Genomic DNA, 23,119 nt, shown 5'->3' on the forward strand with positions numbered 1-23,119 from the left:
TTTGTAAACGGCTATTGATAATACTTTCCACCGCGTATATTGTCGTGATCTGGCATGGACGAGTCTGGTAGGTTCTGTGGTGTATCTTCGTCCATAAAGTCCGCCTTGGACTTCAGTATTTTTTCTATAATACCATAGTTATAGATGCCGTATTCATGAGCTCTTTTACAAGCATTAACCAGTCTGGAAGCTCCTACTTTTCTGCCGATATTCAATATCCCTTGGCAAGCACGTAGGTTCTTGTCGGGGTATTCCGGCCGCGCCAATACTTTTTCCAGATAGAAATTCACTTCTTCGGAGATTTCCTCGGCTTGCTGTAAAAAAGCGGTAGGATCCCACATGGAAGCTGCCCCCGATTGCCAACTGGCCAAGTGGGCAGGGTCTTGTACGTATTTTTCTTTTTGGTAACTGCGTGCATGCTGACAGATAAGTTCACTTCCTATAAAGAGTTCTACGCGGGTACTACTATAGAGGAGCTTTATTTTTTTACCGATGTATTTATAGGGAACGCTGTAATAATGATAGTCCAGTGCCACGTATCCATTTTTACCTACGGTGGTAATACGGCTATCCAAAGGATCGTATCGGTATGCGTTTAAGGGTTGTAAAGTATCTTTTTCCAAAGTCTCAAATTGCTCCCTGCGACTGGGTAATCCAGCAGTCATCGGATGATTATTATGCCTTTCCAAATGAAGAGCAATAGCTTCATTGAGGTCGTTCAAGCTGTGATATACGCTTTTGTCTATTTGGGTAAATATGGAAGTGTAAACCAGTTTTACGGCTCCTTCCACCAAAGCTTTGTCTTTGGGACTGTACACTCTGGTGGGGAATACATGCGTTCCATAATGGGCAGCAAACGCAGCAAAGCTTTCATTGACCTTGGACTCATAACGCCCCGGTTTACTGACGGCAGACTTTAGATTGTCTGGGACAACCGCTTGGGGTACGCCACCAAAATAATGGAGTGCCGACTCACAGGCATCTATAAAATCTTCTTTCTTCTGGCTAGCCACCGCCTTTACATAGGTCAATTGGCTACAGCCCAATATCGCCACAAATACCTCTACCGCAGTAATGGCTCCTGTATCAGGGTCTGTGAGATAGAGCTTTTTACCCGTAAAATCAATATACATTTTATCGCCCGCCTTATGTACCACCCGAAGTGATGGACGGATCTTACCCATGTATAAATTGAGATAATCCATAAAACGAGAAGATTTATAACCATTTGGATGAAGTTGTCTGTACTGCTCATACAACATCCATTTGGTTACGCCTCTGTTTTTGCGTAGTTGACGGACATAGTCTGCCAATAAGGGCTCGAGCGCCTTGCTGCGCTGGCTGGGACTCCACTGTGGTCGCTGAGCTACACCCAATAGGGACAGCAACTGTTCATCGCTCATCGCGGATAATTGTGTGGCATCATAGCCACTACCACGCAGTAATGTTAGATACTTCTTAACCGTATTGCGAGATATACCTACGGCGGCACTTATATATTTACTTCCCCTGCCTTCAAGTGATAGGCGTATCAATTGTCTAATCTTGTACATTTCTATTGTTCTGTTTGCCATCGAAAATCACCATTTGATGTAGTGGTAACTTCCGAGTTTTTACGCTACAATACAACATAGACTCCTAGATATTTTAGGGGGTCAGTATACTTTGGAAATAGGGGGTCAATTTAATTTTGGCGAGTGGGGGTCAGTTTGAATTGGCGGAACGGGGTCACTTTCATCGCCTATTCCATTTTAGCGCTGCACCAGATTAACTCTTCATCCATTTCATTATCAGAAATACAGATGAAAGGCTTGGGGTAGGCTTCTAAAAGATGATGAATACCACTAAGTTCATTTATTGAAAAGCTACATAGATATTCTTCCAGCCTTATTAAAAAAGCCTCATTAAATGTCCAATAAACGAAACGTATCATATCCACCAACAAATTGGTATTTCGGAAATTGTCGAGTGAAAAAGAAGGGACACTGCTTAACAGAGTAAGACAATTACCTAATCGTATGACTTGTGCTACATATAAATCGTAGTAGCCTAATCTGCGATGGAATAAGTTTGCCTTTTTACCATCAATGGAAACTTCTCTAATGTAAGGTGTATTAGAAAGCATCTTGGTTGTCCAACTTACTTTGGGTATTCTATCTTTCATAAAACAGTAGAGTTTATGATCGTGTGTTAATTAAAATTGTAATACTAAGATCAAATAAGTAGAAATAACACAACTTGTGATGGTTTAAATTTGCTAATGTTTTGTTAAATAGATGAATAGTTTCAGTTAGTTATTTTGAGTAGGTAATGTATCAAATGATGTATCAAATAAAAAAGAAGCTATGAATTAACTTCATAACTTCTTGATTATCAGTGGGAGCTACAGGGTTCGAACCTGTGACCCTCTGCTTGTAAGGCAGATGCTCTAAACCAGCTGAGCTAAGCTCCCATTGTTGTTGGGAGTGCAAATATAGGGGGCTGATTTTGAACTACAAAATATTTTTTCAATTATTTTTTTCTGATGTAAAATCCTTGAAAAAATGCTTGATAGCTTTAGCCATTGCATCTGCCATTTTATCTTGAAAATTAGGATTCGTTAATTTTTCTTCCTCTTCTGGATTGGAAATGAATGCTAATTCATTTAAAGCATTGATAAATTGTGTAGGTCCATTTAATCCGAAATTAAAACTGCCAATATTACCATAGTTGTCTAAACCTAATGCCAGCATTTCACTATGTAAATATTGAGACAATGGACGAAAGCTGATATATCTATAATACGTAGAATTGCCTTTGACTAGGGGAGATGCTGAGTTGCAATGGATGCTAATTACCATATTAGGATGTGCTGATTTGAGATAGTCTATTCTATCCGTCATACTTAATGTTGTATCAGTAGTTCGAGTCATTATGGTTGTAATACCTAGTTTTCTTAATTTCTTTTCCAATCGCATCGCAACTTGTAACGTAATATCTTTTTCTAATACACCACTTAATCCATTTGCACCAAGATTGGAGCCTCCATGTCCTGCATCGATGCCAACAACAAGATCTTTTAATTTGTTTGATTTTGGTGCATGATTTACTTGTATAATTAAGTTATTTTGATCATAGTGGATGTCATATCCCCAATTGATTGCAGTTTTTAGATTGATATTTATTGTTAAGACATTATTCTCTGTTTGTTCATAATAAATGTTTTTTATAGACTGTAAATTTTCAAGTTGTGTGATCCAATTGGTATTTGAGGTTGCACCGTAGATCAAAATTTTTAATTTGTTTCCATCTAATTCTGTAGTTGAACTATAAGGTAGTTTTTTGTCCAAATTAATTTTTATTTGATCGAAGTTACTATTTGGTGTTACGTTTATATTGGCACTTAAACTTTCTGGGTACTCGGTATTGGTGTTTTGTATTTGGATATGATCTACCGGGATAAATGCACTATGATTAGGTGATAATGCAACTTTGTACAATCCATTGTATTTTCCTATGATTTGTACATTAATGCCAGTATCCAAATAGCTCATCTTTGCTCCACCTAAGCGATCATCTCCATCTCCATACATCATATAAGCATAATTACCAATAGTTTTTCCAAGGATAATTTCTGATGTTGACTTGATTTTTAAAGTAGAAGGAGCGGAAAAAGAGATTTTGTTGCCATTCAAAATATTGAAGCCTGTTAATAATTTTATGTTATTGGTATCTGATTCGTTTATTTTGTACAGACCATGATATGTGGCAATACTATTAGATACTGAAATCTTTTTAAGTTTTACTTTAGCGTTGAAAAAATAGAGATCTGAATTTTTATCTGCTTCTGCGGTAATTGTCAAAATATTTCCAGGTTGCAACCATTCTGCTTCTGCTGGTGTGATTTGGACGATTTTTACGTCTCCCTTTGCGATAGCTTTTGGTAGTTTAGTTTTTTGAGGAAAGATGTAGAATGTGCGAGAAAAGGTATCTTTTTCAATGATAAATTGAGCTGTAATGCTATTTATATTCTTTGGCTGTGTTTTGAATTGATATAAAAAAGATCCAGTTTTATAAATTTTTACATTTTCACCTTGAATAAATAGCTTTCCATCTTTTTTTACGTTTCCTCCAAAAAATATGGAGGTATTATCTGTGTATATAGTGTCTTTTTCTGGATATTCAAATTGCCAAATAGACTGCTGTGCTTGTGTATAAGAATAAAAAATAATAAAAAAAGCCAGCAAAATAATATTTAATACTTGCTGGCTTTTTTTTAATCTAAATTGAGTAATCATTTTCTGCTATTTAATCACTTTGAGACGTGTCACCATAATGGTGATACATAACCCAAATATAGCAATAATCGTATAAGAAAGTCTAAGGTTAAATAATTGCGAGGTGTAACCAATAAGTGGTGGTCCCATTAGAAATCCTAAATAACTAATACTGGATACCGCTGCAAGTGCTGCACTAGAAGGAATTTTAGTCTGGTTTCCTGCTACACTGTATACATTTGGAATATTGGTAGATACACCAAATCCTACAAGGATAAATCCAAAGGAAGCACTTAGGAAATAAGGAAATATGACAGCAACGAGTAATCCTATCATAATTAACACGCCACAAACTTGCATTAATTTTTTACGTCCAAATTTGGCAACTACTTTATCTCCGACAAATCTACCAGTTGCCATCATTACCATAAAGCAAGCATATCCAACGCTTTCCCAGCCCTGTTTTACTTTGACAATTTCTTTGAAATATACACCACTCCAGTCAAACATAGCACCTTCGCAAGCCATGGCAAAAAAACCGATAACGCCTAGTTGTATAATGGTACTATCCATATTCGCAAGCATACTTTTTTTCTCTTTGTTGGCAGTTATCTTTTTGATTCCATCTTGCATTAAATATTTTACATTCATCAGCATTCCAATTATACTGAGTATGGCTATGATCCAAAAATGAATTTCTGGCACAATTGTAAATTTACTCATTAGCAGACCTATAATTGCACCTGTGAAACCAGCAATACTCCATGCCCCATGAAAGGTTGCCATAATAGGCCTATGGTACATCCTTTCCGCATTGACTCCTTGAGTATTAACCGAAATGTTACAAAAATTACCAAATACACCAAATATGAATAGTCCTAATGATAACAATAGCTTAGTAGGCGCAAGACCTAAAAAAGTCAGTGCAATTGCATATAAGGGTAACCCAAATTTCAATACATTTTTGCTTCCATATTTATCCACCAAATAAGCAGATATTGGCATAGTAATTAACTGACCTGCCGGCAATGCTAATAATATGCTTCCCATCTGACCGTCTGTAATACCAATCGTTGATTTTATATAAGGGATGCGACTAGCCCAAGACGCAAAACAAAGACCTTGAAAAAAATAGAAAATAGCAACTGCAAATCTTACTCTAATTTTTGTTTTTTGCAATTGAGGCGAAAGAGATTTTTCAATTGATGTTGCAGAATTTGTTGCGATTACTCGCGCAGCCTTGGCATTATTTCCAAATAAATTCATTCCGACGATTTGATTGTGTGTAAAGACATGGCAAAGGTAAATGGAATTATTTGCTCCTCCCATTTTTATATATAAAATGCAGCATATATCATAATAAAAATTTATTTTTAACCCGAACATTTTCAAATATGAAGGCGAAGAAAGTATTGGTTATCAAACTAGGTACGGCAATTTTGACAAATAGTAAAGGGGAAATTGACAATAAAGTAATTAGTAATATCACTTCGGAGATTAAATCTCTTTCGGAGAAATACAATATTGTGCTCGTTTCTAGTGGCGCTGTTGGAAGCGGTAAAAAGTATCTTAAAAATTATAAAGCGACAATTATTGAACGTAAGGCGGCGGCGGCAGTTGGTAATCCGTTGTTGATGAAAATGTATCAACAGTATTTTATTAAGCAAGAGATTACGGTTGCTCAAGTATTATGTGAAAGAAGACATTTTTCAGATCGTTCTACTTTTCTTTCGTTGAAGGAAACTTTTCTAGAATTTTGGAAAAATGACATTTTGCCGATTGTTAATGAAAATGATTTAGTCAGTAGCTATGAGATTAAATTTGCAGATAATGATGAATTGGCAACATTGATTGCTGTTGGTTTTGATGCGGAAGCCTTGCTTTTGTGTACCTCTGCTGGAGGATTTAGAGATACAGAAAATAAAATTATTCCTTTAGTTGAAAAAATTGACAAACAAATTTTGTCGATGGTTCGTCTGGATAAATCGAGTGTGGGTTTAGGTGGTATGGTATCCAAATTAACCTATACTAAATTGGCACTTTCTTTAGGCATTAAAGTCATTATTTGTGGTTTAGATATTGAAAAACCTTTTGAGAGTGCATTAGCTGGAAAAAATGGTACGCAATTTATTCCTAAAAATGTCAATATTAATGCACGTAACAAATGGCTTGCAAGTAGCTCTATTACCATTGGAGAATTGATAATTGATAAAGGTGCTGCAGATGCTATTCATAAGCGACATAGTTTGCTGTTGGTAGGAGTGAAGGAGTTAAAAGGAAAATTTGCAACAAACGAAGTTGTCAAAATTTTGAATGAAGAAAATGAATTATTAGCAGTTGCTAAAACTAAAGCAAGCTCAACAGAATTACAAAAACAATCGGACAAAAAACATATAGTCGTTGCTCATACCGACGATATCGTTATTTTAAATTAATTACAAACTATGCAACAAGATCTAACATTACAACTAAAAAAAGTACATCAGGCTTCTGTAGTGCTCAGGTCGGTATCGGATGAAGTGATTCAAAACGTATTGAATGATTTATCCGAACTAATCCTTCAAGATAGTGCCAAACTATTAAAAGTGAATGCCTCTGATGTGGTGAAACAGAATCCCAATGATCCTAAAGTGGATCGTCTTTTATTAACGCAAGAAAGATTGGAAAATATAGCTGCTGCAGTTAAAAACGTGGCGCAATTGCCAGATCCAACGAATAAGATTTTGGTAAAAAGAACGCTTGCCAATAAATTGAAATTGGAAAAAAAATCGGTTCCATTAGGTGTCGTCTGTGCGATATATGAATCACGTCCCAATGTAACTTATGATATAGCATCGCTTTGTCTAAAAAGCAAAAATGCTTGCGTATTAAAAGGTAGCTCTGATGCGGAGAATTCTAATCATGCGGCTGTTGTTTTGATCAAAAAAGCCTTGCGAAAAAATAATTTACCTGCAGATGCAGTGATGCTACTACCTTCTGAGCGTTCCATTGTTGATCAATTATTTACCCAAGATAAATATATTGATGTAATCATTCCGAGAGGTTCTGCATCATTAATTAATTATGTACGAGAAAATAGTAAAATTCCTGTAATTGAAACAGGAGCAGGAGTCTGCCACACTTATGTTCATGAAGATGCAGATCTAAAAAAAGCGGTGAAAATTGTTATTAATGCTAAAGTTTCTCGTCCTTCCGTTTGTAATGCTCTTGACACAATTATAGTTGATAAAAAAATCTCCAACGAATTTCTAATCGCTTTGGCGGAAGAAATTGCGCAGTACAATGTTGAATTATTTGCAGATAAACCTAGTTATAGTATTTTAAAATCCTATCCATTTGTACATATTGCAAATCCAGAAGATTTTGATCGCGAATTTCAATGTTTAAAAGCAGCTATTAAGGTGGTGAAGGATATTTCTGGCGCCTTAAATCACATTGAAGAGCATTCCACCAAACATTCAGAAGCGATTGTTTCTGAAAATAAAGAAGTGTGTGAATTGTTTTTAAATTCGGTAGATGCCGCAGCTGTTTATGCAAATGCATCTACAAGATTTACGGATGGTGAAGTATTTGGTTTGGGTGCAGAAATTGGCATTTCTACTCAAAAATTGCATGCACGAGGTCCCTTTGCGTTGGAAAAATTAGTTACTGAAAAATGGATTTTACATGGCAATGGTCAAATTCGTTAGGCGAAATATTGCCTAAATTAAAAAAAAAATTATTCGAGGTTTAAACTTTTTAAGTAGAATTATATCCAAATTTCTATGAAAAAATATGTAACCCTGATTTTTGCAATTGCTTGTTTTCATATAGCAAAAGCTCAAGATTATTCCAAAGCTCGTATTGGTGTGCAAGCAGGTGGAACTTATTCCACTTTTAGTGAGACTGGTAGTGAAGGTACAACCTACTCTAACTCCTACAAATTTGGATATGTTGGTGGTGTATTCTTTTATTTACCCTTTAATAAAAATTGGGCGATTCAACCAGAATTAGATTATCAAATGTCTGGTGGCAAGACTGAAGGTGCTTTTCTAAATCAAGACTATGATCGTAAATTAAGTATTTCTCAATATTATTTAAATGTTCCTGTGTTAGCTAAATATCATTTTGATCATACTGCTTTAAGTTTAATGGCAGGCCCTCAGTTCGGTGTATTGACAAAAGCAAATCAAAATATTGATGGTTATCAGACAAATATTAAGAGTGATTTTAAATCTAATGATTTTTCTGGGGTAATAGGCGCAGAGTATGCATTACCATTCTTTAAAGACCATTATTTTTCTGTTGAAGCAAGATATCAACTCGGCTTTTCGGATAATTTGAAAAATACTACAGAAAATGATAATAGTCCTATGAGGAATAGGGTTGTCTCACTGATGCTAAACTACAGTTTTTAGTTTTCGACTTTTACATATATACTTTTCAGAGCGATAATTTGGTAAAACAAGTTATCGCTTTTTTGTTTAATTTGTTATTGCATAATTATGTCAAATTTGGTATTTTATTGATTTTTAATAAGTTTTAAGAGGTTCCATCCCAATTGAGATAGAACAACAACTATATTCGTTCAGAGAATATTTATGTCAAAATGATAATTAAGAAATCCGATAATTCTAAGTTCGACAAAATTTTGAATGCATCTTCGCTGAAAATAAAAATTGATCAAGAGTTAGATGTTAATAAAAAGCTAGCTCCTCTGGCATATTTTTTATTCTAATTTAGGCAGATCATTGTGATATTGTTACAACTAGTTCAATGGATGCAGAGACTTTTTATGAAAAAAATATTATGTATTTATCAAATTGAACGAGTTAGATTGGATGAAGTTGAGAATAAAGGAAAATTTTAATTGAATAGTTGAAATGCTAACATAGAATGCGCAGATATTGTTTTGCAAATATTCAACAAATTTAAAATAATTGAATATTTTGTAAGAGAAATGGACTATGTAAAAATACGATAGGAGAGCGCATTTTTTTACTTCTTTATCATGACGTTTATCTATTAAAAAGATCTCTAAAATGAATTTACAAAGATTTATCATTTCATTATTATGAATTCAACAGAAAAAATTCAAGAAACACTATCCTATTATAAAATATTATGCAATAAACCTTACTATATTTCTACTGGAAATCCGTTGACTAGTTTTCCTAATAAACCCTTTAGGATGGATTACTATGCCGTTTGTACATGTACAGAAGGGTATATAGAACTCCTTATTAACAATGAAAGATATGTGATTCATGGACAGGACGTACTTTTGTCTGCACCAAGTACAGTCGTACAGTTCGTAAGAATGAGTGATGATTTTAGCCTTAAATTGTTGTTTTTTGATAAAAACTTTTTATTGAAAAATATGTCTAATCCATATATAATTGAGAAATTTAACTTATTTCAGTCAGGATCTTATTCCTTATTTAAATTATCTACTTGCGAATATCAGACTATATTGAATCTATTAACCTACCTAGGAAAAAAAGCTGCGTCGAAAGGCAAATTCACCAATGAAATACTTAGGTCTATTATTTTCAATATTTTGTTAGAACTGGCAGAAATATTACAAAGTATACCCAAACCTGCAACTATATTTACAAACAATGATTTATTTATTAAATTTCTGGAATTAGTGCAGTTTAATTTTAAAGAATATAAAAATGTAGACTTCTATACAAAATCACTTTGTATTTCAAATAAATATTTAATTGAAATCATTAAGAAAAATACAGGAAAGACTCCACACGAATGTATAGATGAAATGTTATTAAAAGAAGCTGTCGTACAATTAGGTAATCCATCTTGTTCTATTTCAGAAATAGCTTACGATCTGAATTTTCAATCCGTGGCATCTTTTAGTCGATTTTTTAAGAAAAAGACGAATATGTCCCCTAAAAATTACCGTAACAAGATCTGATAATTATCAGGAAATTTAAGGTAAAACTTACCGAATTTAAGATAAACATTTAAAAATACGCCTCCATAATTTTGCTAATAGAAAAATAAAACAATTTATCATGAAACCAGACACTTCTAAATTCGACAAAATTTTGAATGCTTCTGAGCAAAACGGAAAATTTGTTCACGAGCCAGATGCTAGTACCGAAATCGTTAGAAATACTCAACAAAAGACCTTGCCGTTTGCCGACCAAATTGGTAATTATCAACGCAATAAAGCGATTCCACTAAAATCTTTCGACAACAGCAAAGTCTATATTGTTGGTGGCGGTATTGCTGGGCTTTCCGCAGCTTATTATTTCATCCGTGATGGTCGTGTGCCTGCCGAAAATATTACGTTTATCGAGCAATTACAAGTAGAAGGTGGCTCTATGGATGGCGCTGGAAATGCCGAAGATGGTTACATCATCCGCGGCGGTCGAGAGATGGATTTTACCTACGAAAATCTTTGGGACTTATTTCAGGATATTCCCGCAACGGAATTGCCAGAGCCTTATTCTGTTTTAGACGAGTACCGTTTGGTCAATGACAACGATCCCAATTATTCTATCGCACGATTGATTCACAACAAGGGAATCGTAAAGGATTTTAGCAAATTTGGGTTGAACAAAAAAGACCAATTGGCCATCATTAAATTGTTACTCAAAAAGAAAGAGGAACTTAATGATATCACGATTGAGCAATATTTTAGTCAGACATTTCTAGACTCTAATTTTTGGTTTTTCTGGCGTACCATGTTTGCCTTTGAGAACTGGCACAGTTTATTAGAATGCAAACTGTACATGCACCGATTTTTACACGCGATTGATGGCATGAGAGATTTCTCTTGTTTGGTCTTTCCTAAATACAATCAATACGACACTTACATCAAGCCTTTACGAGAATTTTTACAGAAAAAAGGCGTGAAATTGCAGTTCAATACTTTGGTAAAAGATCTGGAAATTCACAGCGATGTCAATGGAAAAGTAGTGAAAAGTTTGATTACCGATCAAGATGGAAAAGAAACGCTTATTTCGATTACCGAAAACGATTATGTGATCGTCACAACGGGTTCTATGACGGAAGATACTGCTTATGGGAACAACACTACAGCTCCGGTTTTGGGTATCGATAATGCCACAAGCGGATTGAGCGCAGGTTGGAGATTATGGAAAAATCTAGCGGCCAAATCTGAAGTTTTTGGTAAACCTGAAAAATTCTGTGGCAATATCGAAAAATCAGCTTGGGAATCGGCAACTTTGACTTGTAAACCATCGGCATTCACTGAAAAACTGAAAGAATATTCGGTCAACGATCCTTATTCTGGCAAAACGGTAACTGGCGGAATCATTACGATTACAGACTCCAATTGGTTGATGAGTTTTACCTGCAACCGCCAACCACATTTTCCTACACAACCAGACGATGTTTTGGTGATTTGGGTGTACGCTTTGTTTATGGACAAGGAAGGAAATTACATCAAAAAAGCCATGCCAGCATGCACTGGTAACGAGATTTTGAGTGAATTGTGTTACCATTTGGGCATCGAAGATCAAATTGATAATGTGGTTGAAAATACAATTGTACACACTGCATTTTTGCCTTATATCACGTCTATGTTTATGCCAAGAGCTGCGGGGGATCGCCCAAGAGTAGTACCTGAAGGTTGCAAAAATTTGGGATTGGTTGGGCAATTTGTAGAAACGAATAATGATATTGTATTTACGATGGATAGTTCCGTTCGGACCGCGCGTTTGGCAGTTTACGAACTATTGAATCTAAACAAACAAGTTCCTGACATCAATCCGCTGCAATACGACATACGGCAATTGATTAAAGCAACATCAACATTGAATGATGACGAACCTTTTGTTGGCGAGAAATTATTACGAAAAGTGTTGAAAGGAACTTATTTTGAACATGTATTACCGGCGATTCCAGAGGAGGAAGAGCATGAATCTTTCTTACAAGAACACTATAATAAATTCAAGGATTGGGTGGATAGTGTAAAAGCAAAATTTTAGTTATAATCGAGAGGAAGTCGGACTATTTAGTTCGGCTTTTTTATGTATGTTATTTGAATTTTATAACTTTGTAAAATGGTAGTTAATGAAAATATTACCCAGTTTTATAAGCGCATCAGCTACGACTCAGTAGAAACAATTACGCAAGTAAAACCGCACGTGAATGTATTCGAACGGAAATCTTGTAAAAATCATTCACCATTCTCATGTCGTGATTATTATAAAGTGACCCTGATTCGTGGTGGTGGTGTTTTGGAATATGCTGACAAAGTTTTTCACGTAAATCATCCTGTTTTATTGTTTACCACACCTAAAGTTCCCTATAATTGGAGACCAAATTCCGATGAGCAACTCGGTTGGTTTTGTATTTTCAATGAGGCGTTTGCCAAACAACAAGATGAATTGTTGAGCAAGTTGCCGATGTTTCAAGTTGGTACAGATAAACTATATTATTTGGATGAAAGCACAGAAAAGCAAATTGCTTTTTTTTATGAAAAAATGATGGCAGAAAATGCGGAATGTTATGAACATAAGCAAGATTTGCTTCGTAACTATTTGCATTTAATCATTCATCAAGTTTTGAAAATGCAACCAGTTCATAGTTTTGAAATGCAACATAATGCTTCGGAAAGAATCACATCTCTATTTTTTGAGTTATTAGAACGCCAATTTCCTATAGATTCCATGGACAACCAATTGCAATTGCGGACAGCAAAAGACTATGCAGGGCGTTTGTCTGTACATACCAATCATCTTAATCGAGCGGTGAAAAAGATTACAGGTGAAACAACTACGAAACATATTGCTAAACGTATTATTTTAGAAGCCAACGACATGCTGCGTCACACTAATTGGCCAATTTCAGAAATCGCATTTATTTTGGGTTTTGAAGAACCTTCTTATTTCAATAATTTTTATAAGAAAAATACTGGAATAATACCTAAAGATGCGCGTAATCATAAAGTGATTGTTTAAACTATATTATTTGAAATTTATAATTTTTGGTTTGAATAGTATTGCAGTGTAAGTTATATTCTTTCGAATTTTGCATTTATAAAACAGAAGATCATGCAATACAGAAAATTAGGAAAAACAGGCACGCAACTTTCCGCTATAGGATTGGGTTGTATGGGAATGTCTCACGCATACGGAAATCAAGATGATGTAGAAAGCATTAAAGCATTAGAAAAAGCAATAGATTTAGGAATCAATTTTTGGGATACAGCTGATTTTTATGGTGGTGGCGAAAATGAAAAACTCATTTCAAAAGTTTTGAAACCTAATCGAGATAAGATTTTCATCGCAACAAAATTTGGATTTATTTATGACCAAAATACAGGTTCATTTAATACCTCTTTTGATGGCTCTCCCAAATATATGCGCAAAGCGGTGGAGTTGAGTTTGCAACGTTTGAATATTGAAACCATCGATTTGTACTATGCGCACCGTGTGGATCCGAATGTGCCGATTGAAGAAACGGTTGGAGCGATGGCGGACTTGGTAAAAGAAGGAAAAGTGCGTTATTTAGGATTGTCCGAAGCCTCTCCAACTTCCATCAGAAAAGCAAATGCGACGCATCCTATTGCAGCGTTGCAGTCCGAATATTCATTGTTGACTCGCGATGTAGAAAATGAAATTTTGCCAACCGTTCGTGAGTTAGGTATTTCCTTGATTCCATTTTCACCGTTGGCACGTGGATTGTTCAATAATATCAATACTTTGGAAAATTTAGAAGCGAGTGACGCACGCCGAGTATTACCAAGATTTCAAGAAAAATATTTAGAAAATAATAAAAAATTAGCGGATGCCTTAAATGATTTGGCTTCAACTAAGAACATTACAGGAAGTCAATTGGCATTAGCTTGGGTATTGGCGCAAGGCGAAGATATTATTCCGATTCCAGGAACAAAACGTGTTAAATATTTGGAACAAAATGCCGCTGCAGTTGATGTACAATTGTCAGCATCCGAACTAAAATCCCTAGAAGAAATTTTGCAAAAATATCCCAATACCGGCGAGCGTTATCCAGAAGGTGCGATGAAGTTGGTAAATAATTAAAAGATATGAAAAGATTTGAAAACAAAACTATTCTTATTACTGGCGGCAGTAGTGGTATTGGTTTGGCTGGAGCAAGACGCTTGCAAGATGAAGGCGCAAAAGTCATTATCACGGGTAAAACACAAAAACATTTAGAAGAAGCAAGAACACTTTTAGGCGATGAAGCAACTATAATTTCACACGACGCAGACGACGAAATTTCGACAGAACATTTTTACAAACACATAGAATCCATTGGCGCTTTGGACGGGCTTTGACTCAATGCGGCTTATGCGTCTGGAGGCAATTTGGAGGATTTGGATAAAGACGCCATTTTGAAAATGTTTGCGGTAAACGTCGTGATACCGATGTTGCAAATGGTTCGTTTATCTCCTTTGTTAAAAGAAGAAAGTGCTGTTCTGGTGACTTCATCCACTGCAGTTTACGAAGGATTGGCCGGCGTTTCTTTGTATAGTGCAACCAAAGCGGCGGTTTTGTCTGCTGCAAGAAGCTGGGCGACCGAATTAGCTCCTCGAAAAATCAGAGTTAACTTTTTAGTTCCGGGACCAATAAAAAGCAATTTACGTTCTGGATTGGATCCAAAAATGAAAGACGAATTAGAATCGAGATTAGCGGAAACCCTTTTACTGAAAAGAATTGGTGAACCAGAAGAGGCGGCTGCAGTGGCGTTTTTTCTATTGTCCGATGAATCGAGTTTCGTAACAGGAACATCGTATTTAGTAGATGGTGGTTATTTGCAAATGTAAAAAAATAGTCGATCAAATAAGATGGAGGTTAACCGGAAAAAATGCCATCTGGCTTTCTTTTTTTACCAAATGGTAATTGTGCTTTTTTAATAGTTGCGGTGCTTTGCATAAAAATAGAATTATGCAAAATACAAAAGTATTACTCACAGGAGTTACAGGATTTTTAGGCGCTCATACCGCTATTCAACTTTTAAATAAAGGCTATAAAGTAGTTGGGACTTTACGCAACAAGGACAGAATTTCCTCTATTCAGGAGGTCATTGGCAAACACACAAACTATATCCAAAATTTAAGTTTCGCAGAAGCTGACATCACGGATAAAACTATTTGGAACGAACTCACCAAAGGCATTGATTTTGTACAACATGTTGCGTCTCCTTTTCCGATAGAATTACCCAAAAATGAAAATGAATTAATCATTCCGGCGAGAGATGGCGTGTTGAATATTTTGAATGCAGCTTCTATGAATAAAGTAAAACGGGTAATTATCACTTCTTCAACTGCGACGATACTATATGGAAAAACAAAAGCGCAGCTAAAAAATGTGATGAATGAAACGACTTGGACGGATCTCGACTATCCCAAAGATATTGCGCCTTATTTTAAGAGTAAAACCATTGCGGAGAAAGCGGCTTGGGACTTTGTAAAAAATGACACTTCAGGATTAGAGTTGACAACTGTTTTGCCTGGAGGTATTTTGGGACCTGTTTTGGAAAAAGATTTTGGCACTTCGGCGAATATCGTGATCAAATTAATGGACGGAAGTATGCCTGCCGTGCCTGGTATTGGATTTCCAATTGTGGACGTTCGATCTGTTGCTGATGCGCTTATAAAAGCAATGGAAGCGCCTACCGCTGGACATCGTTATATCGCCTCGACAGGTTTTTTGATGATGAAAGATGTGGCGCTAATCCTGAAAGAAGCCTATCCGAATCGTAAAATACCGTCAAGAGAACTTCCTGATTTTATTGTGAGGATTTTTTCTAATTTTGAAAAATCGCTGAAACCTGTGTTATTGGATTTGGGTGTACAGCGAAGAGTGGATGCCTCAAAAACGATCAAGGAATTGAACTGGAATCCAATATCAACAAAGGACGCCGTGCTTGCTTGCGCAAAAAGCATATTAGAAAATGGAATTGTAAAGTAATGGAAAAATTAAAATCAGCACTTGGATTTGGCGGTATTCTTGGCAAGGAAGACATCGAAAAACTATTGGGTTGTTTTCGTCAAACGAAGTTGAAACCAAATGAATATTTTCATAAAGAAGGGCAAATAGCCAAAGAAATTGGATTTGTTGAAAGTGGCATTTTACATTTATTCAAAAGTGATGAAACGAGTCAAAACTATGTCACTAAATATTTTGTAAAAGAAAATCAATTTGTAGTTGATTTAGAAAGTTATTCTTCGTGTGAACCAGGAAAAGAAAACATTCAAGCCTTAGTCGCAACAGATATTTATAGGATTCACAAGCAGGTATTAGAAAGACTCTACAATGAAATTCCTAGTTTGTATGTATTGATAAAAAGTATTTCAGAAACGGCATTACTCAATAAATTAAAAGACAATGATTTTCTAAATTTTGGCGACGCTAAAACAAAATACCAAGAATTTTTAAAACGCTATCCTTCGCTTGCGCGGCAGGTGCCACAACAATACTTGGCTTCGTATTTAAAAATTACACCTCAATCATTGAGCCGTATTAGGAAAGAACTCGTGAATAATAACAAATATAAATCCTAAATAAAGTGAAACACAAAAGGATAAATGAGCGTAGAATTAAAAGATAAATAGATGAAAATATTAGCGATTATAGGAAGTGCAACTAAACATTCTTCCAACTTAAAATTGGTGCAGGCGGTTCAACATTTTTCCAATGATTTGGAAGTAATCATTTATGATGAACTGGCACAGCTGCCGCATTTTGATACGGAATTGACGATAGAAAATACACCAGAAAATGTGCTGCAGATTCGTCAACAAATCGAGGAAAGTGATGGCGTTATTATTTCTAGTCCAGAATATATTTTTAGTATTCCAAGCGGTTTGAAAAACTTATTGGAATGGTGCGTATCTACCACGATTTTTACGGAAAAACCAGTTGCAATTATCACGGCTTCTTCCAGTGGCGAAAAAGCACATGAAGAATTGCAATTGATTTTAAAAACTTTGGGTGCAAAATTCGACGATAAAACTTCTCTTCTGATAAAAGGCATTAAGGGGAAATTTGAGAAAAATGGATTATTAGATAAAGAAACTGTCGGATTACTTGAAAACTTGATGCAAAATTTTGCTGCGAGGATAATGATGATGGAAAAAGGATTATAAAGAAAGGCCGACTTTTAAAAACACAACACTCAAATACAACCACAAAATAGAAAAGGCAATATGAACAATGGATTCGAAGTATTTTCCTTTCCATAGTTTTGGTGAATACACCAGAAATTGAAAGATAAATCTTATGGTCCAAAATAGACCTAATCCCAATGAAATGGTTTTTCCTAGTTGTGTATTGATGAGTTCATTGGATGAAATCAAGCAGAGAATTCCCATTAAAAATACGACAAACGCAATGAAAAAAGTATGCACATACATCATTTGTCGGTTGATTAAACTTAGTGGTTTTAATTCTTCTTTCCAATCGAAAAATTTAGGGAAAACGAAGTGAATAATGGCCAATATAATCAATATGATGCCGATGATTTTGTAGTGAATTTCCATTTATTTTAATACAAAAGTGGTGATAAAAGGAGTCGTTTTGAATTCTTTGAGCAAGGTTAAATTGGCGCTTTCGAAAGTTTCCAACCATGTCTTTCTAGAATGAAAATGAAAAAATCCAATTGAATAAACGGCACAATTATTTACATCACGTAAATGTTCTGTCACGTAAATTTTTCCATCCGATTTTGTTATCCTATTTAATTCTTTAAAAAATATAATCCGTTCCTTTTTATTTCTGATTTCGTGTGCCGATAATATCGCGAAAACCTTATCGAAATAATTACTTTCAAACGGCAAATTTCCTGTCGTTACGGCAATTGTTTTGATGTTTGGAGGATATGCTTTTCTTGCGCGTTTAATCGATACTTCTGTGTGTTTTTGTGCGTTATAAAAATCACAAATTGTTAGCTGAGTTTGCGGAAATTTTTTTTGAATAATATTGCTAGTTTCATCAAATCCAGCATTGATGTTGAGCGTTTTTTTTAGATTTATATTTTGAATCCAGTTAAGTTGGTATAAGTTGGAATAGTCATAAATATAGTAAGACGCTAAAAGTGAAACAATTATAGTTATTGCAGCTATGGCCATACCAATGTTCAAAATCAATCTGACAGAAAAAGGAAACCAATTTTTCGAAAATAAAACAAAGATGAAAATCGCAGTTGCAATCAAATAAAATTGCCAATTGAAACGAACTATATTCCAAACACCTTGGAAAGGTTTGCGCTTTATTTCCATAATTCTAGTTTTCCTTTTTTCCAATAATAGGGAATATCATTAATTTCAAACGCGTTTGCCAAGACTGTATTTTCCAAATGTAAACTTTCCAAAAAATCGAATTTAAAATGTTTTATTTTTATGGGTTTGGGTATCCAATTTTGTCGAACGCCTTCAATGATTAAAACAGATTTTTCTTTTTCATTCACGGTAAACGTAAAAGGCAAAGGTCCTGCAAATCGACGGGCTTCTTTCCAATCTGCAAATGGCGAATTCTCAGGTAATTCTATTGGCTCATTCATATTTTCAATCGCTATTTCAAACTTTGATTTTTTTGACTTTATAGTTCTGATATTAACATTATTCGAGATCGAAATATCTGTTGTCGTATAGTTATAATGTGTAAAAATATTCCCTAAAAATTTCATTTTCCTTTTATCTGTTTCAGACTTAATAATATGAAGTCCGCGAATGTTTTTTCCATTTTTTGTAGTGTAACGCACAAAGATTCGATAACCAATTAAAAAGAAACTATTTCCCATAAACTTCGGAAATCCTTTTGGTCTCAAACTTTTTGTTTGTACCATTGCCACAGCGATAAAAGCATATTTCTCGTGAAATGTATCTAGCTGTAAATATTTTGGAATTTTATTTTTCAATTGTTCTTTGGGTACCGCAAATGTCAATATTACAGAACTATTAAAATGCGCTTCCACTGCAAACGGATGATTTTTTAAGTAATTCATAGTTCAGGTAATGGTTTCATCTTTTTAGTTAAAATAAATTCGTTGAGATAAATAATCACGATAAATAGGAATGCGAAGACGATGTTCATCTTTTCCCAAAGTAACAGGTCAGGAGCGAGACAAAATTCAATGACGTTCATAGTTGCAATGATGATGATCTGTATCGTGGTATTTAAATTTGGTTTGAATCGAGAAATGATCCAGACAGACATAAAAATTTCTGAAATACCTATCTGAATAGTTAATAATCTCGAATGTTCATTTCCCAATATTCTCCCAACAATTTCCTGATGTCTTGGTGTGAAATTTAAAACTTTGCAATACAAACCATTTATTAACCAGACTAAGGCGATTAGATAAGTTAGTGTTTTGTGTAGAATTTTCAACTATTTATTTATTTATCGAAAGATAACTGTAAATTTTGTCTCGCGCAATAACTCTAAAGGAATTTTATCTTTGTAACTTGAATAAAATATTAAATACTATGCCGTGGAATCCAGAAAAATACAATCAGTTTAAAAATATTCGTTTTCAGCCTTTTTTCGATTTATCGGAATTGATTCAGTCGGATGGATTGAAAACCGCTGTTGATTTGGGGTGCGGAACCGGTGAGCAGACGAAGATACTTTCTGAAAAGTTTGAAAATACTCAATTCATCGGAATCGATGCTTCGGCTGAAATGTTGGTAAAATCGAAAAATTTGGAAAGTGACAATTTGCATTTCAAACAAAAAATGACAGAAGATTTTATTCAAGAAGGTAATAAATTTGATTTAATTTTCAGTAATGCAGCCTTGCAATGGTCTGATAATCATGGAAAATTATTTCCACAACTATTGAATCTTGTAAATATAAATGGACAATTTGCTGTGCAAATGCCAATGCAAGGCGACAATATATTGAATCAATTATTGTTACTATTAGCAGATGAAGAACCTTTCAAAACTTATCTTAAAGGTTGGCGCAGAGATTATCCATTATTATCAATAGACCACTATACAAATATATTATTTGAAGCTGGTTTGGAAAGGATTAATGTAATGCAAAAAGTTTATCCAATTATTGCTAATGATGTGGAAACATTGTTTGAGTTTATTTCTGGTTCGGCCTTGATTCCTTATTGTGAAAGACTTTCGGAAATGCAACGGAAAGAATTTACTAAAGCTTTCAAAGATAAAATAGTCCAAGCATTTCCTAAATTTCCCGCGATCTATGCGTTCAAAAGAATCTTGATGTACGGTAGGAAATCATAAAAAGCTGTTTTAATAATTTGTTAAAGTGAAATTATATTTTGCACAATATAATTTTGTAAAATATATTTGTCTAATCTAAATTAAAAATTACAAAAAATGAAAACATTATATACGATTGGCACAACTGCCAAAGGTGGAAGAAACGGACATGTTAAAAGTGAAAACGGGGTTTTGGACTTAGATGTCAGAATGCCAAAAGGTTTAGGCGGTGCAAATGACGATTATGCTAATCCTGAAATGTTATTCGCAGCAGGTTACTCAGCTTGTTTTGATAGTGCGTTGAACTTGGTTATCAAACAATCAAAAATTCAAGCTGGAGAAACAACGGTAACTGCGCATGTGAGTATTGGTCAATTGGAAAATGGTGGGTTCGGTTTAGCTGCTGAATTGCACGCCAATATTCCTGGTGTGAGTTTGGAAGATGCACAATCTTTGATAGAAAAAGCCCATCAAGTTTGCCCTTATTCAAATGCGACACGTGGCAATATCGAAGTGAAATTAACCGTTTCTAACGACTAATTAACAACTATGAAATACATCGCTATTGTTTTGACTGCCATCGTAGCCATAGAGCATCTCTATATTCTGTGGATGGAAATGTTCGCTTGGGAAACAGCAGGCAGGAAAGCTTTTGGAAAAGTTTTGCCCAACGAAATGTTTAAGCCAACCAAAGGTTTAGCCGCAAATCAAGGTCTGTACAATGGATTTTTGGTGGCTGGTTTGGTCTGGTCATTTCTCATTGAAAATGCAGAATGGTCCTTTAATGTAAGGATGTTTTTCTTGGGGTGCGTAGCAGTTGCTGGGATTTTTGGCGCACTTACTGCTTCCAAAAAAATCTTTTTAATTCAAGGAGTACCAGCAATATTGGCGATGATATTTGTGTATTTGGCTACATAGTTTAATTTAAAATTCACAATAATAAAATGGCATTAATCGAAGATTTAAAATGGAGGCATGCAGTAAAAGCATATAATCCATCGGAAAAAGTTAGTCAAGAAAATATCGAAAAAATAGTGGAGGCTGCTCGATTGGCACCAACTTCATCTGGTTTGCAACCTTTTAGAGTATTGGTAATTGAAAACCAAGAAATCAAAAATAAATTGTCTGAAGGTGCATTGAATCCAGAATGTATGCGTGAAGCATCACATATTATCATTTTTGCCGCTTGGAATCGCTATACGGCAGAGAGGATTGACAAAGTATACGATTTTACTACGGAAGAAAGAGGTTTGCCTCAAGGAAGATTTAGTGCCTATACAGATAAATTAAAATCCATTTATTTGCAGGAAGATGCGGAGGTGAATTTTGCGCACACAGCACGACAGTCTTATATTGCATTAGGGTTAGCTTTGGCGCAAGCTGCTGAGTTAAGGGTTGATTCTACTCCTGTGGAGGGATTTAATCACGCACATATAGATCAAGTTTTGGAATTAGAAAAATTAGGTTTGAAAAGTGTATCCTTGATGTATGTAGGTGTTTCTGATCCGAGTAGAGATTGGATTGCTCCGATGAAAAAAGTACGTATTTCAAAAGAGGAATTCGTTATTGAGTATAAATAAATTTTTAGAATATATGATTGCTTTTTTCTATTCGCAATGACGAATGGAAGAGGCAATCTTTTTTATTAATAAAAAATGGAAGATTATTTAAAATTAGACAAGCAGTTGTGTTTCTCGGTGTATGTATTACACAGAGAAATTATGCAACAATACCGTCCAATTTTAGAAAATTTGGATTTGACTTATCCGCAATATATTACCATGATGACTTTGTGGGAAAAGGATGGTCAAACAGTCAATCAATTAGGTGAAAAATTGAAATTGGATAATGGTACATTAACGCCTTTGCTTAAAAGATTAGAAGGGAAAAAGCTGCTCTCGCGATCACGTCTTAAAACGGATGAACGTGTGGTGCAAATCTCACTCACAAAAAAAGGTAATACTTTAAAAGAAAAAGCGGCATGTGTTCCACTAAAGATTTTTGAAGCATTACACTTGGAAAAATCGGATTTTGATCAATTAAAAATTTTGGCGGATAAGGTTGTAAGTAATTTGTAATAACGCGTGTTTCTATTATTACGAAAATATTAGGTCAAATTTTATATTAAAATTTAGATTTTTTATAGGTTTTATCTATTTTAACCTAGGTTTTAACTTTATATATTTATAAAAAAATTACCTTCGCTGTATGCGTAAGTGCGTTGGACTTATATTATTAATGGTTTACCTATTCGGGACAACAGAATTACATCAGTTGATGAAGTTGCCACGATTGGTTGAGCATTATGAAGATTTTTTGCAAAAATCTCCAGAGTCTAATTTTTATGCGTTTTTCAGAATACATTATTTGATTTCCCAAGATCCAGAGACAGATTCTGATTACGATCAAGATATGCAGTTGCCATTTAAATCATCGGACAATCATTTTATGTTGTCTTTTGCTAATTTATTAGTACCCAAACCTATCGAAGTTTCGGCACCTAGAAAACTGACCATTTCTGAAAAGAAATTCTATGGTCAATATGATAATTCTTATTGTTTTTCTATAGGGAAATCCATCTTCCAACCTCCAAAAAGCATAGTTTAATTTTCAGATAAGTGTATTTGAACGTTCCTAAGATGTATCACTATTGGTATGTCTGGTAAGTGGTGTTCAGTATTTTAATGAA

At 34.7% G+C, this 23,119-nt stretch carries 24 protein-coding genes, 1 tRNA gene and 1 pseudogene; 17 read left to right on the forward strand and 9 right to left on the reverse strand.

Annotated elements, in window-relative coordinates; genetic code table 11:
* Positions 1–11 precede the first annotated feature (11 nt).
* From istA to E0W69_RS04020, 5 genes are all read right to left on the reverse strand, one after another.
* Complete coding sequence (gene istA, locus E0W69_RS04000; protein WP_131328748.1) at positions 12–1,574, reverse strand: IS21 family transposase; 1,563 nt, start codon at positions 1,572–1,574, stop codon at positions 12–14.
* A 167-nt stretch (positions 1,575–1,741) separates the two neighbouring features.
* The gene (locus E0W69_RS04005) at positions 1,742–2,164 is read right to left on the reverse strand and encodes a hypothetical protein (protein WP_131328749.1); all 423 of its coding nucleotides are present in this window, start codon (positions 2,162–2,164) and stop codon (positions 1,742–1,744) included.
* A gap of 213 nt (positions 2,165–2,377) precedes the next feature.
* Positions 2,378–2,452: transfer RNA gene (locus tag E0W69_RS04010), tRNA-Val, on the reverse strand.
* Positions 2,453–2,507: 55 nt separating this feature from the next.
* A complete protein-coding gene (locus tag E0W69_RS04015) occupies positions 2,508–4,277 on the reverse strand; it encodes an N-acetylmuramoyl-L-alanine amidase family protein (protein WP_131328750.1) in 1,770 nt (589 codons plus the stop codon).
* 6 nt (positions 4,278–4,283) lie between these two features.
* Positions 4,284–5,522: an MFS transporter gene (locus E0W69_RS04020; RefSeq protein WP_191967959.1), complete on the reverse strand. Its 1,239-nt coding sequence runs from the start codon at positions 5,520–5,522 to the stop codon at positions 4,284–4,286.
* 128 nt (positions 5,523–5,650) lie between these two features.
* Between E0W69_RS04020 and proB the strand changes: the two genes are divergently transcribed.
* The 11 genes and pseudogenes from proB (at position 5,651) to E0W69_RS04075 (ending at position 17,343) form a co-directional block, all read left to right on the forward strand.
* Complete coding sequence (proB, locus tag E0W69_RS04025; protein WP_131328751.1) at positions 5,651–6,691, forward strand: glutamate 5-kinase; 1,041 nt, start codon at positions 5,651–5,653, stop codon at positions 6,689–6,691.
* A 9-nt stretch (positions 6,692–6,700) separates the two neighbouring features.
* Positions 6,701–7,945 carry a glutamate-5-semialdehyde dehydrogenase gene (locus E0W69_RS04030; RefSeq protein WP_131328752.1) on the forward strand — a complete coding sequence of 415 codons (1,245 nt, stop codon included), beginning with the start codon at positions 6,701–6,703 and terminating at the stop codon, positions 7,943–7,945.
* Between the two features lie 75 nt (positions 7,946–8,020).
* Positions 8,021–8,653 (forward strand): porin family protein, encoded by a 633-nt coding sequence (locus E0W69_RS04035; RefSeq protein WP_131328753.1) that lies wholly within the window; start codon positions 8,021–8,023, stop codon positions 8,651–8,653.
* Between the two features lie 656 nt (positions 8,654–9,309).
* A complete protein-coding gene (locus E0W69_RS04040) occupies positions 9,310–10,170 on the forward strand; it encodes a helix-turn-helix domain-containing protein (RefSeq protein WP_131328754.1) in 861 nt (286 codons plus the stop codon).
* Between the two features lie 100 nt (positions 10,171–10,270).
* On the forward strand, positions 10,271–12,214 hold the full coding sequence (locus E0W69_RS04045) for an oleate hydratase (protein ID WP_131328755.1): 1,944 nt from the start codon (positions 10,271–10,273) through the stop codon (positions 12,212–12,214).
* Between the two features lie 75 nt (positions 12,215–12,289).
* A complete protein-coding gene (locus E0W69_RS04050; protein WP_225321388.1) occupies positions 12,290–13,189 on the forward strand; it encodes a helix-turn-helix domain-containing protein in 900 nt (299 codons plus the stop codon).
* A gap of 93 nt (positions 13,190–13,282) precedes the next feature.
* Positions 13,283–14,272: an aldo/keto reductase gene (locus E0W69_RS04055; protein ID WP_131328756.1), complete on the forward strand. Its 990-nt coding sequence runs from the start codon at positions 13,283–13,285 to the stop codon at positions 14,270–14,272.
* A gap of 5 nt (positions 14,273–14,277) precedes the next feature.
* Positions 14,278–15,018, forward strand: a pseudogene (locus tag E0W69_RS04060) (SDR family NAD(P)-dependent oxidoreductase).
* Positions 15,019–15,139: 121 nt separating this feature from the next.
* The gene (locus E0W69_RS04065; RefSeq protein ID WP_131328757.1) at positions 15,140–16,165 is read left to right on the forward strand and encodes an SDR family oxidoreductase; all 1,026 of its coding nucleotides are present in this window, start codon (positions 15,140–15,142) and stop codon (positions 16,163–16,165) included.
* The gene (locus E0W69_RS04070) at positions 16,165–16,758 is read left to right on the forward strand and encodes a Crp/Fnr family transcriptional regulator (protein WP_131328758.1); all 594 of its coding nucleotides are present in this window, start codon (positions 16,165–16,167) and stop codon (positions 16,756–16,758) included. Before E0W69_RS04065 ends, E0W69_RS04070 begins: the two co-directional genes overlap by 1 nt.
* Before the next feature lie 51 nt (positions 16,759–16,809).
* Entirely contained in the window at positions 16,810–17,343 is a 534-nt protein-coding gene (locus E0W69_RS04075; RefSeq protein ID WP_131328759.1) for an NADPH-dependent FMN reductase, read from the forward strand.
* Here the strand turns inward: E0W69_RS04075 and E0W69_RS04080 are convergent.
* From E0W69_RS04080 to E0W69_RS04095, 4 genes are read right to left on the reverse strand one after another with little or no spacing between them, the layout of a single operon-like run.
* Positions 17,338–17,736 (reverse strand): hypothetical protein, encoded by a 399-nt coding sequence (locus E0W69_RS04080; protein WP_131328760.1) that lies wholly within the window; start codon positions 17,734–17,736, stop codon positions 17,338–17,340. The genes E0W69_RS04075 and E0W69_RS04080 overlap by 6 nt on opposite strands.
* Positions 17,737–18,474 (reverse strand): methyltransferase domain-containing protein, encoded by a 738-nt coding sequence (locus E0W69_RS04085; protein ID WP_131328761.1) that lies wholly within the window; start codon positions 18,472–18,474, stop codon positions 17,737–17,739.
* The gene (locus E0W69_RS04090) at positions 18,465–19,199 is read right to left on the reverse strand and encodes a DUF2071 domain-containing protein (RefSeq protein ID WP_131328762.1); all 735 of its coding nucleotides are present in this window, start codon (positions 19,197–19,199) and stop codon (positions 18,465–18,467) included. The genes E0W69_RS04085 and E0W69_RS04090 overlap by 10 nt, the downstream gene beginning before the upstream one ends.
* Entirely contained in the window at positions 19,196–19,585 is a 390-nt protein-coding gene (locus tag E0W69_RS04095; protein WP_131328763.1) for a DoxX-like family protein, read from the reverse strand. Before E0W69_RS04095 ends, E0W69_RS04090 begins: the two co-directional genes overlap by 4 nt.
* Before the next feature lie 98 nt (positions 19,586–19,683).
* Between E0W69_RS04095 and E0W69_RS04100 the strand changes: the two genes are divergently transcribed.
* The 6 genes from E0W69_RS04100 to E0W69_RS04125 all read left to right on the forward strand — a co-directional run bounded on the left by E0W69_RS04100 (position 19,684) and on the right by E0W69_RS04125 (position 23,037).
* Positions 19,684–20,451 carry a methyltransferase domain-containing protein gene (locus tag E0W69_RS04100; protein WP_131328764.1) on the forward strand — a complete coding sequence of 256 codons (768 nt, stop codon included), beginning with the start codon at positions 19,684–19,686 and terminating at the stop codon, positions 20,449–20,451.
* 96 nt (positions 20,452–20,547) lie between these two features.
* Positions 20,548–20,970 (forward strand): organic hydroperoxide resistance protein, encoded by a 423-nt coding sequence (locus tag E0W69_RS04105; protein WP_131328765.1) that lies wholly within the window; start codon positions 20,548–20,550, stop codon positions 20,968–20,970.
* A 9-nt stretch (positions 20,971–20,979) separates the two neighbouring features.
* Positions 20,980–21,348: a DUF1304 domain-containing protein gene (locus E0W69_RS04110; protein ID WP_131328766.1), complete on the forward strand. Its 369-nt coding sequence runs from the start codon at positions 20,980–20,982 to the stop codon at positions 21,346–21,348.
* 26 nt (positions 21,349–21,374) lie between these two features.
* Complete coding sequence (locus E0W69_RS04115; RefSeq protein ID WP_131328767.1) at positions 21,375–22,010, forward strand: nitroreductase family protein; 636 nt, start codon at positions 21,375–21,377, stop codon at positions 22,008–22,010.
* 75 nt (positions 22,011–22,085) lie between these two features.
* A complete protein-coding gene (locus E0W69_RS04120; protein ID WP_131328768.1) occupies positions 22,086–22,508 on the forward strand; it encodes a MarR family winged helix-turn-helix transcriptional regulator in 423 nt (140 codons plus the stop codon).
* Between the two features lie 130 nt (positions 22,509–22,638).
* A complete protein-coding gene (locus E0W69_RS04125; protein ID WP_131328769.1) occupies positions 22,639–23,037 on the forward strand; it encodes a hypothetical protein in 399 nt (132 codons plus the stop codon).
* Positions 23,038–23,119 lie beyond the last annotated feature (82 nt).

The organism is Rhizosphaericola mali, from assembly GCF_004337365.2.
Taxonomy (GTDB): Bacteria; Bacteroidota; Bacteroidia; order Chitinophagales; family Chitinophagaceae; genus Rhizosphaericola; species Rhizosphaericola mali.

Bases quoted from the DNA above. Each gene is read 5' to 3' on its own strand.
- istA (WP_131328748.1), bottom strand. From the start codon at position 1,574: ATGGCAAACAGAACAATAGAAATGTACAAGATTAGACAATTGATACGC.
- E0W69_RS04005 (WP_131328749.1), bottom strand. From the start codon at position 2,164: ATGAAAGATAGAATACCCAAAGTAAGTTGGACAACCAAGATGCTTTCT.
- E0W69_RS04015 (WP_131328750.1), bottom strand. From the start codon at position 4,277: ATGATTACTCAATTTAGATTAAAAAAAAGCCAGCAAGTATTAAATATT.
- E0W69_RS04020 (WP_191967959.1), bottom strand. From the start codon at position 5,522: ATGAATTTATTTGGAAATAATGCCAAGGCTGCGCGAGTAATCGCAACA.
- proB (WP_131328751.1), top strand. From the start codon at position 5,651: ATGAAGGCGAAGAAAGTATTGGTTATCAAACTAGGTACGGCAATTTTG.
- E0W69_RS04030 (WP_131328752.1), top strand. From the start codon at position 6,701: ATGCAACAAGATCTAACATTACAACTAAAAAAAGTACATCAGGCTTCT.
- E0W69_RS04035 (WP_131328753.1), top strand. From the start codon at position 8,021: ATGAAAAAATATGTAACCCTGATTTTTGCAATTGCTTGTTTTCATATA.
- E0W69_RS04040 (WP_131328754.1), top strand. From the start codon at position 9,310: ATGAATTCAACAGAAAAAATTCAAGAAACACTATCCTATTATAAAATA.
- E0W69_RS04045 (WP_131328755.1), top strand. From the start codon at position 10,271: ATGAAACCAGACACTTCTAAATTCGACAAAATTTTGAATGCTTCTGAG.
- E0W69_RS04050 (WP_225321388.1), top strand. From the start codon at position 12,290: ATGGTAGTTAATGAAAATATTACCCAGTTTTATAAGCGCATCAGCTAC.
- E0W69_RS04055 (WP_131328756.1), top strand. From the start codon at position 13,283: ATGCAATACAGAAAATTAGGAAAAACAGGCACGCAACTTTCCGCTATA.
- E0W69_RS04065 (WP_131328757.1), top strand. From the start codon at position 15,140: ATGCAAAATACAAAAGTATTACTCACAGGAGTTACAGGATTTTTAGGC.
- E0W69_RS04070 (WP_131328758.1), top strand. From the start codon at position 16,165: ATGGAAAAATTAAAATCAGCACTTGGATTTGGCGGTATTCTTGGCAAG.
- E0W69_RS04075 (WP_131328759.1), top strand. From the start codon at position 16,810: ATGAAAATATTAGCGATTATAGGAAGTGCAACTAAACATTCTTCCAAC.
- E0W69_RS04080 (WP_131328760.1), bottom strand. From the start codon at position 17,736: ATGGAAATTCACTACAAAATCATCGGCATCATATTGATTATATTGGCC.
- E0W69_RS04085 (WP_131328761.1), bottom strand. From the start codon at position 18,474: ATGGAAATAAAGCGCAAACCTTTCCAAGGTGTTTGGAATATAGTTCGT.
- E0W69_RS04090 (WP_131328762.1), bottom strand. From the start codon at position 19,199: ATGAATTACTTAAAAAATCATCCGTTTGCAGTGGAAGCGCATTTTAAT.
- E0W69_RS04100 (WP_131328764.1), top strand. From the start codon at position 19,684: ATGCCGTGGAATCCAGAAAAATACAATCAGTTTAAAAATATTCGTTTT.
- E0W69_RS04105 (WP_131328765.1), top strand. From the start codon at position 20,548: ATGAAAACATTATATACGATTGGCACAACTGCCAAAGGTGGAAGAAAC.
- E0W69_RS04110 (WP_131328766.1), top strand. From the start codon at position 20,980: ATGAAATACATCGCTATTGTTTTGACTGCCATCGTAGCCATAGAGCAT.
- E0W69_RS04115 (WP_131328767.1), top strand. From the start codon at position 21,375: ATGGCATTAATCGAAGATTTAAAATGGAGGCATGCAGTAAAAGCATAT.
- E0W69_RS04120 (WP_131328768.1), top strand. From the start codon at position 22,086: ATGGAAGATTATTTAAAATTAGACAAGCAGTTGTGTTTCTCGGTGTAT.
- E0W69_RS04125 (WP_131328769.1), top strand. From the start codon at position 22,639: ATGCGTAAGTGCGTTGGACTTATATTATTAATGGTTTACCTATTCGGG.